This window comes from Limosilactobacillus balticus (assembly GCF_014145615.1).
In the GTDB taxonomy this organism is placed as follows: domain Bacteria; phylum Bacillota; class Bacilli; order Lactobacillales; family Lactobacillaceae; genus Limosilactobacillus; species Limosilactobacillus balticus.
The window spans coordinates 16,175-33,311 of record NZ_JACIVH010000076.1 but is presented as its reverse complement, the minus strand read 5'-3'; the positions used below and the strand labels follow the sequence as shown (position 1 = coordinate 33,311).

Genomic DNA, 17,137 nt, shown 5'->3' with positions numbered 1-17,137 from the left:
ATATTGTACCGAACAACTAAGGAATTATGAAAGGAAAATTTACTAAATGTCGTTAAATGTTTTTTTAGAATTAGTAGAAATTAAGGCCAAAACTGCCAGTATCTTACCGATGCTCCTCGGGGTTTGCCTTAGTGTCTATTATTATCATTCACTAAACCTAATGAATTCAGTTCTGTTTTTCATTGCAATGCTATTATTCAATATGGCAGTTGATATGATGGATAATTATAATGATTATAACCATGCTATTGATACCGTTGATTATAAGAAAAATACGAACATTATTGGACGGGAGAATATTTCGCCGCGCTTAGTTCTCGGCCTTTTGCTTACCTTTAGTGTAGTAGCTGGCTTAATTGGCATCTATTTAGTTACCCGTGTTGGCCTGCCGCTATTATGGATGGGGATTTTTTGTTTTGCGATCGGCATTCTTTACTCTTCTGGTCCGTTCCCTTTATCAGGATTACCAGTTGGCGAATTTGCTTCGGGATTTACAATGGGGTTCATGATTACCCTTATTTCTGTCTTTATTAATGTTGGCCCGCAGTTTACATGGTCCTGGTCAAGCATCGGGGTGGTCTTTCTCGTTGCTTTACCAGATGAATTATGGATTTCCAACCTACTCTTAGCAAATAATATTTGTGATGCGGGTGAAGATGAAGATAATCACCGTCATACGGTTATTCACTTTATTGGGCAGAAAAATGGTCTATACGCGTTTGCTATTAAGAATGTTTTAGCATTTTTAACTATTATTTTCGCCGTGGTTCTTCATTTCGCACCATGGACAGTCTTGTTAACCTTATTGATCATTCCATTTGTGGTTAAGCAAACACGGCTGCTATTTGCTAAACAAGTTAAGAAAGAGACATTCCCATGTGCAGTTAAAATATTATTAATTGGGTCATTGGTGCAAGTCGTAACGTTTGCAATTGGGCTGATTTAAAATAAAGCAGAGTTAAATGAATTTTATTCAAAGGTTTCATTTAACTCTGCTTTTTCTAAAAGGAGCGAGATAGTCATGAATGACTTTCACCTCGCTCCCTTTTACTTATCGCCAAAGTGTAATGCAGCTGCGCCAAAGTTCAATGGTTGATAATGGACTTCCTTAAATCCAACTGCCTTCATCATCCGCGCAAGTTGATGGGCGGAAACGAATTGTTGGCTGGTTTTCTTTAAATATTGATAATCGCGGTAATGTCCACCAGCTAATGAAGCCATCAATGGAAAGGCTGAAAAGTAAGCTTTCCAGCCGACTTTAATAATTGAATTAGTCGGTTGAGACATTTCCAAGCTGACGAATTGACCACCAGGCTTGAGGACCCGGTAAATCTCACTGAGCGCCTTATCTGCATCTGGGACATTTCGTAAGCCAAAGCCGATGGTGACGATATCAAAACTATTGTCATCAAACGGGAGCGCCATGGCATCCCCCTGGACCAAGAAAAGGTTACCAATCGTTTTTGTCTTTTCTTTAGCGATCTCCAACATTTCTTTATTAAAATCAAGCCCAGTTACTCGTCCGTTAGAGATCCGCTTAGCCAGCGCGATGGCGAGATCCCCGGTTCCGCAGCAGACGTCTAAGGCGTTATCAGTAGGCTTAATTTGAAGCTGGTTAAAAAGTTCGTGCCGCCATATTTTCTGTGTTCCTAGACTAATCACATTGTTTAATAAGTCGTAGCGGGGAGCAACCCGGGAAAATAAGTTATTTACTTCGTGTTCATTTAATAATTTATTTGTTTGAACCATGATTTTCTCTTTTCTGTAAATTATTCTGTAAGCTGCTTCTTTGGCCTAACCAACATAACCAAGATAAAGTTAAGTAGGAGAGTCAAACCAGTAATGATAAAGACCATTTCATAACTAGAAATCCCAGAAATGAATGATCCCAGAATTGATCCTAACACCGCACCGGCAGCCTGGAAGGATTGATTATAACTAAAGATCCGACCGAATGCTTCAGTGGGGACATCAAGAGTTAGGACCGTTTGGGTAGCAGGCATTAACGCCGCATTTGCTAAACCAAGCAAGAATCGCCAGAATGCCAAAGCCCATGGAGATTTAGTAATGGTCATTGGAATAAAGAGGATGAACGCCGTAAGAATCCCAATCTGCAATACTTTCTCTGGTCCAATCCGGTCCATCGTGTGACCAACCTTTGAAGCGGCAAGTAACGTTCCTAAGCCGGGCGTAGCAGCAACAATCCCAGCGACAAATGCAATATTACCGTGCCCGCCCATTAATTGCCGAACGTACAAACTGATAATTGGATCAATCGACATTGTAGAAGAGGTAACGATCATTGTGGTTAAGAACATAACGAAGATCAATGGAGGATTATCTAGATTATGAATAATTTCTTTCATTGGTTTCATGGCATCTTTTTTAATTGGGGTAAAGTGTTCTACCGTCAATAGCCACGTACTGAGAAAGACACAAAACATTAGTGCTCCGGTGATGAAGAATGGGATTCGGTACCCAAACAATCCTGATAAGAAACCACCAAGTAAAGGACCAACCAGATTGCCGGCTACCCCAGCAGTGGTCATCGCTGCCATTACCCACCCTGATTTATTATGGGGTGTTTCGCCGGCCATTAAAGCAGTAGCGTTATTAATGTAACCAGAAAAGACTCCTTGAAGGAACCGCATGCCGATAATCATCCAGACACTTTGAGCAAACCCAATTGCACAGATTGTACAAGCCATTACTCCCGATGCACGCATACACATCAGTTTTCGTCCTTTACGATCAGCCAGACTGCCCCAGAATGGTGAAACAATGGCTTGACTAATGAAGGTCACACCAAATGCTAGTCCTGAATAGATGTTGAGCTGAAAACGCGTAAAGTTTCCTAATTCTGCAATAAAAAGTGAAATAAACGGCATCGTCATCGAGTAGCCCATCCCGGTGATGAACGCGCCGAGCCAAAGGGTGTAAAAAGTTCGGTGCCAACCGTGAGGAAATTTTCCTCTTGCGACTTCCGAATCCATTTCAATTATCATCTCCTAAAATGATTTGTTCATAAAACTATATTGTAACAAAATAATTTGTAATGTGGGAATCCCTTCCGAAAATACAAATTAATTTAGCATTCCTTTTCGAAAATTTGCTAATATATTAATGAAGGTAAGAAAGGGGAAATCATCTGTGAAAAAGAGGATTGCAGTCTTTTCAGATACGCATGGAAATCTAACAGCGTTGCAAGCAATGTATCGCGATAGCATAGCACAACATGTTGATGAATATTGGTTTATTGGTGATTTACTAATGCCGGGTCCAAGTGTAAAACCAATTTGGGAAATTTTACAAGAAATGAAGCCGACAGTAATTGTACGAGGAAATTGGGATGACCTAGTTGTGCGTGGTGCTCGCGGAATGATGGATATGGAACGTCCTTCCCACATTTACTTTGCACGGTTAGCCCAGTATGTTGCAGAATATGCCCCTGACGGAATGGTTGATAAAATTGCAAGTTGGCCGATGCACGTGACGAAACGTGTGGGCCCGCTTAATTTTGGTATTTCCCATAATTTACCTTGGCTTAATATGGGCCAAGACCTTTTTCCCACGCAAGCTAGTGAAAACTTTGATAAGCTGTTTAATGTCGCTGGTGAACCAGTTGATATTGCCATTTATGCTCATGTTCACCATGATCTTTTGCGATATGGGAGTGATGAACGCATGGTTTTAAACCCAGGAGCAGTCGGTGAGCCATTCAACCACTGGCAACCTCTCCAGCGTGATTTGCGGGCCCATTATCTAATTCTTGAAGTCGATGATCTTGGGTTAGCTGAAACCAGCTTCCGCCATATTGGATATAGTCGCGATCAGGAAAAACAACTTGCAGATAAGAGTGATTTGCCGTACCGTGACCTTTACAAGAAGATGATGGTGACGGGGCGTGCTTATACTCATGATGATGATCTCTTAACTGAATATAATAATCAATATAATTATGCTGACGAATACCGTAAATACGCGAAAAAACTAAATGGTTAAGAAAAGTCAAAAAGCAGTGCAAAATCCTTGTATTTTTTGTAAGTATCAGCGATAATATTAAAATGAAAAGAGTTCGCAGATGTTTTAATTTTAAATAGTAATTGTATAGTAGACAAAGTTTTTAATATAAAAGGAGAACTACTTAATGGCAAAAAAGTCAAAGATTGCTAAATTACATCACCAAGAAGCTTTAGTAAAGAAATACGCTGAAAAGCGCAAAGAATTAAAGGCGAAGGGCGACTACATCGGTTTATCCAAGCTCCCTCGTAACTCTAGCGCGGTTCGTCTTCACAATCGTGATCGTTACGATGGCCGACCACATGCCTACATGCGTAAGTTTGGAATGTCACGGATTAAATTCCGTGAACTAGCACACAAGGGTCAAATCCCTGGTGTTCGTAAGGCTAGTTGGTAAGTTAAATCATATTTATAAGGAGTTGTCGAGAAATATTCTTCTCGATAACTCCTTTTTTGAATAATGGACGAAAATTAAGACTAATAATAGCTTGATTACTCTTTGTTCAAACTGTCAAGCTCGTAAATTTTTCGATAATCTTCTAAAAAAATTGACATTTTAGCTTCGTTCGCGGTCAATAACTGCTATACTAAGAATAGTAGACGAGTAAAGTCGGGCGGTGGAAATCTAATGAACGAAAAAGTAGTTTTTGATCAACTAAGTAAAGATGTAGCTGATCAAGTACGTGTAAGGCAAACATATAAATACTTTAATGGGACTGATCGTTCTAAGGGCCTTTATGATGAAGCTATTAGAATGGGGGAGGATATCCTTCAAGAGCATAGAGAAGGATATAATGAACCACAAGCAATGGTCGACCTTGTTGATCAAGCAATCTATAACTCACGAAAAGCATTAAATGGTCAGCAAACTGATAAGCATTCTTTGAAGATGCAATTATCACGAGCAGGTCAGTTCTTACGGAGCCAGGAGTTTACTGGTTTACCTATTAAGACACAACAATACTGGGAACGTGAGATTGCAGCAGCCCATAATATTGAAGTGGCTTCAAATACTGATCAAGCCTTAGCTAACAAGACAGCTATTAAGGTTGCAACAATGTTTGATACAATGGAACAGATGCGACCACAATTAATGAAGGAGGCTGCTCAGCAACGGGCAGCACGGGCTAAAAAGGCCATGGCGGCACGGAAAGAGGCTGAAAAAGAACGGCAAAAGCGTGAAGCAATTCTCGCTAAGCAAAAGGCTCTCGCTGAAAAAGCTGCCAAAGAAGAGCGAAAAGAAGAAAAGAAACCAAAGAAAAAATCTGGTGGTCATCGCGGCTTCTGGTCATTTCTTGGCTTTCATAAAAAGAAAAAGTAATTATAATGAAGAGGTTGAGAAAAACTTGCGTTTTCTTTCAACCTCTATTTTTATTTTTTTAAGGGAACAACAACATGAAAAATAACTATAAAAGTGTTTTTGACATTATTGGACCGGTAATGATTGGTCCTTCTAGTTCGCATACTGCGGGAGCGGTCAAGATTGGTCGAGTCGCAAATAAGCTTTTTGGTACGGTTCCACCTAAAGTAACCGTTCACTATTATGGGTCTTTTGCTCAGACGCATCGTGGTCATGGCACAGACTATGCGATTGCGGCGGGACTGTTAGGATTTTCACCAGACGATTCGCGGGTTCCAGCGGCGCCAATGATTGCTCGCCAAGGAGGAATGGATCTTCGTTTTGTTGAAGAAGCGGGTGAAAGTCCAATTCACCATCCCAACACAGCTATTCTTCAAATGATTGGGGATAAGACAAAAGTAACGGTTGCTGGTTGTTCGATCGGTGGTGGAGCAATTGAAATAAGGGCAATTAGCCTCGATGGTGTTGATATTTTGCCGGCTGGACCATTGCCGATTGTTATTTTCCGTGATTATAGTAAGCAGATGGCCAATGCGTTGGCAATTAATGCTGATTTAGAAGAAAAAGCACCATTTACCCGACGCCAAGTATTACGGGCAGATGATTGTGATATCTACGTCTATGATATTAAGAAACCGATGCAACCAGCGACGATTGCTTATTTTGAGAAGCAGTATCCGACTGTAATTTGTCTTTAGGAGAAGAATGATGTACCAAAGTGTTAAAGATTTAGTTCAAACTGCAGAGACGCAGCGAAAACCGCTATCAGAACTAGTAATCGCGGCAGAATGTCATGAATCCGGTCTTAATCGAGAAGAAGTTTGGCAACGGATGCGAGCGAACTTACTGACAATGCGGGCTGCAATTAAGCAGGGTGAAAATGAGCTGGGAGTTCGATCGAAAACTGGTCTAACTGGAGGCGAGGCGATTAAGCTGAAGAAATATCGTGCGAAAGGAAAGACTCTCTCCGGTGATGTCATGATGGCTGCTGTGGAAAATGCGATTGCAACGAACGAGGTTAACGCAGCAATGGGAGTCATCTGTGCAACTCCGACTGCCGGTTCATCAGGTACCCTTCCTGGCGCTCTCTTTATGTTGGAACAACGATTAGGGCTTAATGAAGACCAGATAATTCGCTTTTTATTTACTGCTGGTGGTTTGGGCTTAATTATTGCCAATCATGCGGGAATTGCTGGTGCGACAGGTGGCTGTCAAGAAGAAGTTGGTTCAGCATCAGCAATGACTGCCGCGGCGGCTGTTGAAGCAGCAGGTGGTACTCCCGAACAAAGCAGTCAAGCACTAGCAATTGCTCTTAGTAACTTATTAGGCTTGGTATGTGATCCGATTGCTGGCCTAGTAGAAATCCCTTGTGTTAAACGAAATGCAATTGGGGCCGGAAACGCATTGATTGCGGCGGATATGGCACTTGCTGGTTGTACGAGTATGATCCCGGCCGATGAATGTATTTCTGCACTTGATAAGGTTGGTCGATCAATGCCAGTTGAATTACGGGAGACAGGTCTCGGTGGACTAGCTGGAACGCCAACTGGACAGGCTATTAAGACGAAAATCTTCGGTAAAGAAATTTGATCTTTTTTAGAATTATTCTAAAATCACTTGCAAATTAGCATAAAAAGATTATACTAAGAATTGTAGTTAAGAATGATTCTAATTTAAGGAGAGGATATACATGAACTTTGTAGGACATGAAATTGAAGATTTTAAGGTAAATGCTTATCATGATGGTGAAACAACCGCAGTATCAAAGAAAGATGTTTTAGGTAAGTGGAGTATTTTCTTCTTCTACCCAGCTGACTTCTCATTTGTTTGTCCAACTGAATTGGAAGCTTTACAAGACAAGTACGAAGACTTCAAGAAAGCCAATGCTGAGATTTACTCCGTTTCTGAGGATACCGAATTTGTCCACAAAGCATGGGCTCAAGCTTCTGACAAGATTGGCAAGATTAAGTATCCAATGCTTGCTGACCCAGCTGGTAAGTTAGCCCGGATGTTTGATGTACTTGATGAAGATGCTGGTCAAGCATACCGGGGAGTCTTCATTGTTGATCCTGATGGTATTATCCAATCCTACACAATTAACAATATGGGAATTGGTCGGAGTGCTGATGAGATTTTACGGACACTCCAAGCTGCCCAATTCGTTCGTGAACATGGTGACCGTGTCTGCCCAGCAAACTGGAAGCCAGGTCAGGATTCAATTAAGCCAAGCCTTGATTTAGTTGGTAAGCTTTAATTTGGTGAGCTAAATGGCAGAACAACATTTATATGATTTAATCATCGTTGGTGCTGGGCCAGCGGGATTATCTGCTGGCTTATATGCTGGACGTGCGACGTTGGATACATTGATTTTAGAAGGAGATACTGTCGGCGGTCAGGTAACAACGACCTCGGTAGTTTATAACTATCCAGCTGTCGAAAAGGTTGACGGGACCCAATTGATGAACCAGATGCAAAGCCAAGTCGCTAGCTTTGGGGTTGAAATTCAACATGATGCCGTTGAAAAATTTGATCTTACTGGTGAAGTTAAGACATTGATTGGCAAGAGTGGGCAAAAATATACTGCCCGAAGCGTAATTATTGCGACTGGTGCTAATCCTAAAAAAGTTGGTTTTCCTGGTGAAAATGAATTTCGTGGTCGAGGAATTGCCTACTGCTCAACTTGTGATGGTGAGCTCTTTACCGGCCTCCAAGTATTTGTTGTCGGTGGTGGATATGCGGCCGCTGAAGAAGCTGACTATTTGAGTCGCTTTGCCAAGCACGTTACTGTTTTAGTTCGCGGTGATCATTTTGCATGTCCTGTATTGACGGCTAAACGCGCCTTAGATAATCCGAAAGTTAGTGTGGAATACAATACTGAGGTAAAGGAAGTTAGTGGGGATGATTACCTTACCACTGCTACCTTGGTGAATAACAAGACTGGTGAAGAGACGGTTTATCATGTCAATGACGGTGACCAGACATTTGGGATGTTCATTTATATTGGTACGCAACCCGCAACGAAAGCATTAGCTAATATCCTTGATTTGGATGATCGGGGCTATATCATGACGGATGAAAATGGTAAGACAAACATCGATGGCGTTTACGCTGCGGGGGATGTTATCCATAAAAATCTTCGTCAGATCGTGACTGCTGCATCTGATGGGGCGGTTGCTTCCACTGCTGCAGAACGATACATTATTATGCAAAAGGAAAAGCAAGGTATCCCCATTCATGCAGAAACGAATAAAAAGCCTGCTAAGACCGTGGGGCAAACGAGTGAACTTAACCAACAGGAAAATACGACACCGCATGAAGGAAACTGGCTACCAGCCGAGATTGACCAACAATTACAGCCAATCTTTGCCCGTTTAACCAAGGATATTAAACTCCAAGTGTTAACTAATGGGACAGATCTTAGTAATCAGTTAGCAAGCTTTGTTGAAGAATTTGCATCTCTTGATAAGCATTTGCAGATGGAGACTAAGCCGGCACCAGCAGACGTAAAGTACTTGCCACAACTACGCCTACTTGATGCGGATGGTAATGATACTGGCTTACACTATGCGGGGATTCCAACTGGGCACGAATTAAACTCCTTGGTTCTAGGTGTCTACAACGTTGCCGGTCCCGGACAAACGATTGCGCCAGAAATGGTAGAACGAATTAAGGAACTTGCCCCAACTAAGATTCGGATTGGTGTTTCCTTAACTTGTCATTTCTGTCCTGACGTTGTTGCCGCTTGTCAACGAATGGCTTCTCTAAATGCGGGAATTACTGCCACGATGATTGATCTGCAACACTTCCCGGAATTACGGAAAGAAAAGAAGATCATGAGTGTTCCAGCAACAATGATTGATGATGATCCAGTTATTTTTGGTAGTCAATCATTGGAAGAACTAGTTGACGCTGTTGAAAAACATCATCAAAATTAAGATTAAACGAGGATTTGAAGAAGTGAAAGCTCTTCACTCCTCGTTTTCCTTTTAGTTAGATAAAATTATATAGATTAACTAATTGCTGTTTTGTAGAAAAAAGACATTTATATCGAGTGATAAATATAAAGGCAGTCAATAATTAACAATTAATGCTTGAACTTTCTATTAATGACAATCGAAATTAAAATTTGGCATTTATGAAATATGGAATAAAAGTCTTTATTTATCAGCGTTAAGGAAGACTAAAATGCCTAAAAGGGCCTCAAAACGGCAAAAAACATCAACTTATGTATTGAAATTTATTTAAATCCTGTTATTCTATAAGTGTAGATAAGTTATAAAATTTATCACATGGTAATTATTATAACAATGCAGAGAGCAAGGGTTTATTGCAATGGCTTAACACTTATGCAATGCTTGCTTAATTACTTACGGTAATACTCGATGCATTGTCTAAAAAAACTGCCTTACAATAGTGGTGTTGTAAGGCAGTTTTTTTGTATCTTAATTTTAAATCATTTATCAACTTGTAATTATAATTGGATTGTTTTATTATGTTTGTAAATTGATGCTTAAGCCACATCTACCAACCATCGATCAATGGAATTGATTTGTAAAATTTTTACTAGATCTGTTCTACTTGATTAATAGTTAACCTTTTTATTAAAGGGTTGATCAGTAAAATTTTAATGATTAATTTAGGAGGAGTTCGTATTGACTGCAAAGAATAATCAAGTTGAACGGTTGACAAAGAATATACCGCTAACGCAGCACTTTGCCTTGCGCAAGCTTAGTGTTGTTATTGGGAACAAGTATTGCTCTCGGCCTTAATGGTGAGATCGCCCAAGCTGATACAAATTCTAATCGAATAACGCCCCAGTCGGTTGTTGCTCAAACTACATTACCAGCTGTTGTTTCCACAAATGATAGCCAATCAAACGTCAAGACAACGGCATCAACTAGTGAGAAAATAGGACCAACGACACCGGTTGATGAAGCAGCCTACACTGTGACAAATGTTAAAGCAACATCTGAACAGGGAAACGGGACTGATCATACTGGACGAACGGATTTGGCATTTGCTCTTGACCTTGATATTGCTAACCATGAAATCAAATCGGGAAATTACATTAATGTTTCAATGGGAACTAATAAAAAATGCTCAATATTGTAATAGATTTTTAGAATAGTACATTTATAGTTTCAGCATATTTCAGATTCAATCATTGAAAATCATACATATTAGACTAACAAATTCGTAATGCTTGATAAGCTACTTAAGTTATGAGAAAAAGCAATCTGTTATTGGTTATCCACGTACCAGTGGGGCAGGTAATAGTTTGCTTTTTAATTTGCTTTCTACAAAAATTAAAACTTTCACAAAAAACTATTTACATTTTTTAGAAATTCTTTATAATTTTTACTTGGAAAATTTATCATTTGATATTTTAGCCACAACTAAAACCGAGGGGAATTTTAGCTATGACCAAAATAAAAAGTAAATTATTGGTTAGTACAACCGTTTTAGCAAGCCTTGCTCTGTATAATCAGACGATTAATGCTGACACGACTCAACCCAATGAGACACCAGTAATTCAAGCTACTGATACGCAACAAGCGGCTCAAGCTCCTAAAGTTGTTGATGTCCAAGTAAGTGGGGAGCCGAATACAGACACAGTCGGCACGGAAGTATTTGACCCTGTTACCGTCACTGTAAAAACGGATCATTTTACCAATGATAACTTGTTAACCAAAGATGGGTTAGGTTGAACGGATGAGACGGAAGTACAGCCAATTAAGGGTACGACTACCGGAACGATTAATAATCCACGTTATTGGGGCCAAAATAATCCGACAGAACCAGTATCAGCTTATACCTTTAATAATGGCGATTCTGGGCGGATTACTAATATTGGTGAAACTCTGGCCGGCACTAAGCTCGACTTAATTTATACCGTTGAAGATAGTGATAAAGATGATTGGATGGCTTACTCTGGTTTTGGCCATGATGGGCGGACCAAGGGATTAGCATTTACTGGGGAGCAATATATCAAGGGATCAAGTAATAATTCCATCGTTGCCTTATATAATGGAGCCAATTATATCGATATCAAATATCAGATTGTTCGTCATGATACCTTTATTGAACAACCGGTCCTTGTCTCATTTATTACCACAGATATTGATGTTGGACAAGGGGTCGCGACTGATCTTGCCAACCTCGCTTTAATTATTCCAAAAGAAACTAATCTGAGTATTAAAGATGGTGTCATTTATGATGGTAGTCATACGGGACCCTATCATTATGGTGCTGACTTAAACGGGGCAAATGGGTTGCCATACGGCGGATACTTGGGAGTGGCCTACCTTAGCAGGTTTAACTATACCTTCTTTGCGCCGGCACCAGCTAATGATGACATTTATAAGTTCGCCACGGGGGTTCGATATGACTTATTCGGGTCCGCCCTGCAAACTAAGCTGGTGATTAACCGGCAAACTCACTTGACTGTTAAATACGTTGATGATGAAGGAAAAGAAATCCAACCAGCAACCAGGGTTACTGGCACGAATGACTTTCCACAAGTCCCAGGAGCACCAACGATCAAAGACTATCAATTAACTGATACGAAGACTAATATTATTTCACCAGATGAAGAAGAAATTATTTATCAATACCTGCCAGAGTATCATTTAACGGTCGAATACCTTGATGAGCAGGGAAATAGTTTGAGTTCTCACCAGGAGCTAACGGCGGTTAAAGGGGCGTTGGTTCAGTTAGAAGCAGTCCCTGTTGAAGGATATCAGCTCCCAACGATGCAAAGTGTAATTGTGAGTCAAAATGACACGATTAAGTTTATTTACAGTAAGCAGCAACTTCAAACTCGAGTAGAATACGTTGACGAGCAAGGTAATGCTTTGAGCGAGCCGCAAGAAATTACTAGTAGCTATGGCAGCCGGATTACCTTACAGCCAGTGCAAATCACTGGTTTTAACACGCCAGAAGCCAAGACGGTTGAGGTGACGGCTAATCAAACAATCCGTTTAGTTTATGTTCGGAAAACCTTCCCGATTACGGTACAGTATGTTGATGAAGAAGGTAACTTGCTGGATGAAAATAAGCAACTCACTGCGCTGTTTGATACTGAAATTACCCTGCAGCCGAGTGAAATTACAGGGTACCTCACACCTGTTTTACAGACAGTCCGGGTAACGGGAGCTACAACTATTAAATTTGTTTATTCTAGGCAAGAACTCCCTATCCAAATAGAATTCGTGGATCAAGACGGGCGAGCATTACAAAGTCCAGAAACAATTACTGCTAGGTATGGTGAAAAATTATCCTTAGAGCCAGTCGTGATTGATGGCTATACGGCACCAGGAGGACAAGAACTAACGGTAGAAAAAGCTGACAAGGTAACCTTTGTATACCACCGAATTAATCGTCCTGCCAATGCCACGTTCAATCCGCAGCCGCCATCGAGGCGCTCACCTGTTCCTGTACGGGTAGTCCGGCAGGCAACGACTCGCCGATCAGCACCAGTAGTTATGCGGAGTCAACCAACGATCGTTAGAAATGTGGTGCGTCCGCAAGCAATCACTCGTCCAGTATATCGGTCAACTGTTCAAGTCCAAGGCCGCCCAATTACAGCTCGTCCAGTTCCTAAATTACCGACTGTCAATACTAGAATTTATAACCCAACGAAACGAGTCAATAAGCAAGTGCAAAAGAAAAAGCAAACTGATTGGTTCGAGAAAAATACGGGAATGGATAAACAGGATCAAAAAGTTTTCTTTGATGTTCTAAAAGCAATTGATAAGGATGGAAAGAAGCGTGGCTTGAGTCAGCAACAGCGAAATCAAGAAATGGCATATTATATTGCGGGAGTGAGTTATGCAGGGAATGATTTTGCAGGGCTATTACAACGATCAACATCGCGAATTTCAAAATATAATTATAATAATTTAAAGAAAATAGTTGGTAATTCTAAAGCTAGTTATTTTTTAAATGTAGTAGTAAAAGGCAGAAATCAACATAAAGTTGACTTCCCTCACTTAATGGTTGCTCTTGCAGGTGCCAAAGAACAACATCTGATTCCTAAAACAATTCAAACCATTACAACTTTTCCAGACCAAATTCGTTCATTAATTTATTTTGCACTATACCGTAAAAATTTGACTAATACTCATGGTTTACCTACCAATATTGAGCAATGGTTATTTGCTAATGGTTTTTATGGTGATAAGATTGCAGACCATAACATTAGTAAGGAAGATCTACATGCTGATCTCGATAGCTACTTTTTAGTTAACGCTAAAGGATCAATGGTACATGCCTTATGGCAACTATACAATTCCGATCCCCAAGCGCTTGCTCGAAAACGTCAATTACAAGAAAAAGGTATGGCTGAAAGAACTCAACAGACTAGAACCGCTAAAGTAGGAACAATTATAGTTGGAGCCTTGAGTTTAAGCACATTAGGGCTTGGAATTGTTGATTACATGAAAAATCGTCGAAAGGCAAAAGAATCGGCTAAAAAACAAGTTCAAAATGTAGTTAATGGCCTTAAGAAAGACGGAAAAGTAATTGCGAATGATATTAAAGTTGTTTATCAAAATCAACGTCGAACAATTAACAATACAATTCGTACACTTCCGCAAAGAATGACGCAAGCAGCTCGGAGACAAGTACAAACGGTGCAACGAGCAGCTACTAAAGCAATTAATAATGTAAAAAGAGTTGTGAGACCGATTGTTAAACCTGTCCAACGGTTTGTTCAACGAATTACCAGACCTGTTATTCAACGAGTCAATAGAACGGTAACGACTATTCGGCAAATGCCACAACGAATTACTCGTTCAGTACGAAGAGTTACCCGAGCAGTTCAACGAACTTATCGTAAGGTAACGAGAAGTGTATCAAGGACAGTGAAGAGAACTGTAAGTCGAGTTAAACGTTTCTTTAGAAGGAGACGATAAAAAATGAGAAAAGTAATAATTATAATTATTAGTGTAGTGGTAGGGTTATTTATATTAATTAGGATTCCAATTAATTTGCGAAGTAATGCCTATTACTATGCAACGCATATGCCACGTAACAGTAAGCAGTATCCGTTTGTGCCAGTCTTACTAGGACATCGATTGCCGTCAAACTATGTGCCAGGATATGAAATAAAAAACATTGGCTCAACAAGAGGCCCGCTTATTATGGAAATAGATAAAAAAAATGTAAAAGCAGATGGTGATATATTAAAAATTTCAGAACACTTTATTACATATATACCAAAGAAAGCAAATTATTATAATCGATATACAATCTTTATTACTGAAGACGGAAGTTATGATGGATATGAAAAAGGAAAAAATATTCCAGTTTACAGTAAAAAACTAACAGTCAATCATTTAAACAGGGTTCAAAAAGAAATTAAACAAAATACTCCAAAGCCTAAAGTAAATTTACAATGGATTTGGAATATATGGTTTAAAATTCATTATCGTTAAAAGAAGCAGCAAGTCTTTCCAACACGGATGAGACTTGCTATATTTTTTAGTAACTATAAAGCGTTAAGCCTTACGATAGGCTTTGGGATGGTTGATTACATAAAAAATCGTCGAAAGACAAAGGAATCAGCTAAGAAACAGGTTCAAGATGCAGTTAATAGCTTTAAGAAAGATGGAAAAATAATTGCGAATGATATTAAAGTTGTTCATCAGAATCAGCGTCGGGCATTTAACAATACAATTCGTCCACTTCCGCAAAGAATGACGCAAGCTGCCCGAAGACAAGTCCAAGCAGTGTGACGGGTAGCGACAAAAGCTATTAATAGTGTAAAAAAAGCTGTGAAACCGATTGTGAGACCCGTTCAACGATTTGTCCAGCGGGTTACTAGACCAGTTATCCGACGAGTCAATAGGGCGGTAACAACTGTTCGGCGAACACCACAACGCATTACCCGGACGGTACGAAGAGTAACTCAAACAGTAAGACGAACTTATCGTAAAGTAACGAGAAGCGTATCGAGGACAGTGAAGAGAACTGTAAGTCGAGTTAAACGTTTCTTTAGGAGGAGACGATAAAAGATGAAAAAAGTAATCATTATAATTACTAGTGTAGTGGTAGGGTTATTTATTTTAATTAGAATTCCCATTAATTTACAAAGTAATGCTTATTATTATGCGACTCACATGCCACATAAAAGTAATCAGTATCCATTTGTGCCAATATTGTCAGGTCATTATTTACCGGAAAACTATGTTCCCGGGTACCATACAAAAAATACAGGGTCTACGAGGGGACCAATCTTGATGAAAATAACGAGAGAAGGTATTAGAAAAAAACATGATATTTTACAAATTAAAGGAGGATCAGCTTTCTATGCTTTGAGTACTTCTGAAATAATGGTTGGTAACAGCTATGATTTGTATTTCTTTAATCATAACAATGGAACAGTTGATAGTGAAAATAGTAAAAATATGCCAAACTATTCCAGAAAACTGATTTATGATGAGTTAAACAATATTCAAAATGAGATTAAACAAAATACTCCTAAGCCTAAAGTAAATCTACAATGGATTTGGAACGTATGGTTTAAGATTCATTATCGATAGAATAAATAAGCAGCAAGTCTTTCCAACACGGATGAGTTTAGTAACTATAAAGCGTTAAGCCTTACGATAGGCTTTGGGATGGTTGATTACATAAAAAATCGTCGAAAGACAAAGAAATCAGCTAAGAAACAGGTTCAAGATGCAGTTAATAGCTTCAAGCAAGATGGAAAAATAATTGTGAATGATATTAAAGTTGTTCATCAGAATCAGTGCGGGCATTTAACAATGTAAAAAGAGTTGTGAAATCGATTGTTCGGCCAGTTTAACACTTTGCTCAATGGTAGAACGTTCGAAGTTAAATATAATAACTAGTCGAGTGCTTGTTACGACGATGGGGATTGCAACTGCCGTATTGCTAGCATGGCGCAACTGGCGAACTGTAAAGCAGGGAGCTAAAGTTGCAGCTCAAGCTATAATGCATCCAGCTAAAACGATAAAGAAAGTAGTACAAAAAGCCAGAGCAGGTGTAGCTCATGTGAAAAGGCAAGCTACCAAACTTTATACGGCCACGAAACGTATTATTACTCACCCAATAAGAACTGGTAGACAGATTTATCGAAAAACAGTTAACGCTGTTAAAAGAGTGTATAAGAAATACACCCCAAGGCCGATTAAACGATTTAATAGTGCAGTGAAGCGAACTGTAACTAAAAGATATAACTCAGCCCGTAAATCAGTTTCAAGATTCGTAAAAAACACTAGAACGAGAGTTAAAAAGTTCTTTAGGAGGAAGAGACGATGAAAAAATGGCTAATTATATTGGGAATAGCTTTTATAGTGCAAATTCCCTTTAATCTTCATTACCATGCTTACTATTATGCTACCCATATGAAAAATAATAATAGTAAGTATTATAGATTTGTACCATTATTGGGAAATAATTACTTACCTGATAACTATGTTCCTAGTTACCAAGTAATTCATCAAAATTTGCGAGAAGCAACTTTGAATGAAGTTAAGAAAACTGAAAAGAACGGGGATAGTTTTAGACTAATGCCAGAATTGGTGGAATATAAGCCGAAAAATAGTAAGAAGGTTTCCTATATTATTTTAAGTAGCGATGGGAAATTAGTTGATACAAAAAAAGAATTAAAACATGAAAAAAAGCTTACAAGTATTTGAATAATGTAGAAAATGAAATTAAAAAGAATTCGCGGCGGCCAATTATCAATCTCCAATGGGTCTGGAATGTATGGTATCGGGTATCGAATTA

Annotated in this window: 18 protein-coding genes; 16 read left to right on the top strand and 2 right to left on the bottom strand. The window is 39.3% G+C overall.

Annotation, left to right across the window (positions count from 1 at the left end; genetic code table 11):
* The first annotated feature begins 46 nt into the window (after nt 1–46).
* The gene (locus H5S10_RS09630; protein ID WP_182589405.1) at nt 47–946 is read left to right on the top strand and encodes a prenyltransferase; all 900 of its coding nucleotides are present in this window, start codon (nt 47–49) and stop codon (nt 944–946) included.
* A gap of 101 nt (nt 947–1,047) precedes the next feature.
* Here the strand turns inward: H5S10_RS09630 and ubiE are convergent, their stop codons facing one another.
* On the bottom strand, nt 1,048–1,749 hold the full coding sequence (ubiE, locus tag H5S10_RS09625) for a bifunctional demethylmenaquinone methyltransferase/2-methoxy-6-polyprenyl-1,4-benzoquinol methylase UbiE (protein WP_182589404.1): 702 nt from the start codon (nt 1,747–1,749) through the stop codon (nt 1,048–1,050).
* A gap of 20 nt (nt 1,750–1,769) precedes the next feature.
* Entirely contained in the window at nt 1,770–3,005 is a 1,236-nt protein-coding gene (locus tag H5S10_RS09620) for an MFS transporter (protein ID WP_182589403.1), read from the bottom strand.
* A 118-nt stretch (nt 3,006–3,123) separates the two neighbouring features.
* Here H5S10_RS09620 and H5S10_RS09615 point away from each other — a divergent pair, with 118 nt between their 5' ends.
* The 15 genes from H5S10_RS09615 (at nt 3,124) to H5S10_RS09545 (ending at nt 17,046) form a co-directional block, all read left to right on the top strand.
* Nucleotides 3,124–4,002, top strand: coding sequence for a metallophosphoesterase family protein (locus H5S10_RS09615; RefSeq protein WP_182589402.1), 879 nt, complete (start codon nt 3,124–3,126; stop codon nt 4,000–4,002).
* 145 nt (nt 4,003–4,147) lie between these two features.
* The gene (gene rpsN, locus H5S10_RS09610) at nt 4,148–4,417 is read left to right on the top strand and encodes a 30S ribosomal protein S14 (protein WP_003667006.1); all 270 of its coding nucleotides are present in this window, start codon (nt 4,148–4,150) and stop codon (nt 4,415–4,417) included.
* 231 nt (nt 4,418–4,648) lie between these two features.
* The gene (locus H5S10_RS09605) at nt 4,649–5,341 is read left to right on the top strand and encodes a hypothetical protein (protein ID WP_182589401.1); all 693 of its coding nucleotides are present in this window, start codon (nt 4,649–4,651) and stop codon (nt 5,339–5,341) included.
* 74 nt (nt 5,342–5,415) lie between these two features.
* On the top strand, nt 5,416–6,078 hold the full coding sequence (locus tag H5S10_RS09600; protein WP_182589400.1) for a serine dehydratase beta chain: 663 nt from the start codon (nt 5,416–5,418) through the stop codon (nt 6,076–6,078).
* Nucleotides 6,079–6,088: 10 nt separating this feature from the next.
* The gene (gene sdaAA, locus H5S10_RS09595) at nt 6,089–6,970 is read left to right on the top strand and encodes an L-serine ammonia-lyase, iron-sulfur-dependent, subunit alpha (RefSeq protein WP_182589399.1); all 882 of its coding nucleotides are present in this window, start codon (nt 6,089–6,091) and stop codon (nt 6,968–6,970) included.
* Between the two features lie 100 nt (nt 6,971–7,070).
* Nucleotides 7,071–7,634: an alkyl hydroperoxide reductase subunit C gene (gene ahpC, locus H5S10_RS09590; RefSeq protein WP_182589398.1), complete on the top strand. Its 564-nt coding sequence runs from the start codon at nt 7,071–7,073 to the stop codon at nt 7,632–7,634.
* A gap of 13 nt (nt 7,635–7,647) precedes the next feature.
* Nucleotides 7,648–9,315 carry an FAD-dependent oxidoreductase gene (locus H5S10_RS09585; RefSeq protein ID WP_182589397.1) on the top strand — a complete coding sequence of 556 codons (1,668 nt, stop codon included), beginning with the start codon at nt 7,648–7,650 and terminating at the stop codon, nt 9,313–9,315.
* Between the two features lie 796 nt (nt 9,316–10,111).
* Entirely contained in the window at nt 10,112–10,492 is a 381-nt protein-coding gene (locus H5S10_RS09580) for a hypothetical protein (protein WP_233446405.1), read from the top strand.
* A 308-nt stretch (nt 10,493–10,800) separates the two neighbouring features.
* Nucleotides 10,801–11,088 carry a hypothetical protein gene (locus H5S10_RS10360; protein ID WP_231795914.1) on the top strand — a complete coding sequence of 96 codons (288 nt, stop codon included), beginning with the start codon at nt 10,801–10,803 and terminating at the stop codon, nt 11,086–11,088.
* Nucleotides 11,089–11,301: 213 nt separating this feature from the next.
* A complete protein-coding gene (locus H5S10_RS10355) occupies nt 11,302–14,295 on the top strand; it encodes a MucBP domain-containing protein (RefSeq protein WP_231795916.1) in 2,994 nt (997 codons plus the stop codon).
* A 3-nt stretch (nt 14,296–14,298) separates the two neighbouring features.
* On the top strand, nt 14,299–14,817 hold the full coding sequence (locus H5S10_RS09565; protein ID WP_182589396.1) for a hypothetical protein: 519 nt from the start codon (nt 14,299–14,301) through the stop codon (nt 14,815–14,817).
* Nucleotides 14,818–14,904: 87 nt separating this feature from the next.
* Entirely contained in the window at nt 14,905–15,117 is a 213-nt protein-coding gene (locus H5S10_RS09560) for a hypothetical protein (protein ID WP_182589395.1), read from the top strand.
* A gap of 279 nt (nt 15,118–15,396) precedes the next feature.
* A complete protein-coding gene (locus H5S10_RS09555; RefSeq protein ID WP_182589394.1) occupies nt 15,397–15,924 on the top strand; it encodes a hypothetical protein in 528 nt (175 codons plus the stop codon).
* Nucleotides 15,925–16,002: 78 nt separating this feature from the next.
* The gene (locus tag H5S10_RS09550; RefSeq protein ID WP_182589393.1) at nt 16,003–16,155 is read left to right on the top strand and encodes a hypothetical protein; all 153 of its coding nucleotides are present in this window, start codon (nt 16,003–16,005) and stop codon (nt 16,153–16,155) included.
* A gap of 507 nt (nt 16,156–16,662) precedes the next feature.
* Nucleotides 16,663–17,046 (top strand): hypothetical protein, encoded by a 384-nt coding sequence (locus H5S10_RS09545; protein WP_182589392.1) that lies wholly within the window; start codon nt 16,663–16,665, stop codon nt 17,044–17,046.
* Nucleotides 17,047–17,137: the final 91 nt, after the last annotated feature.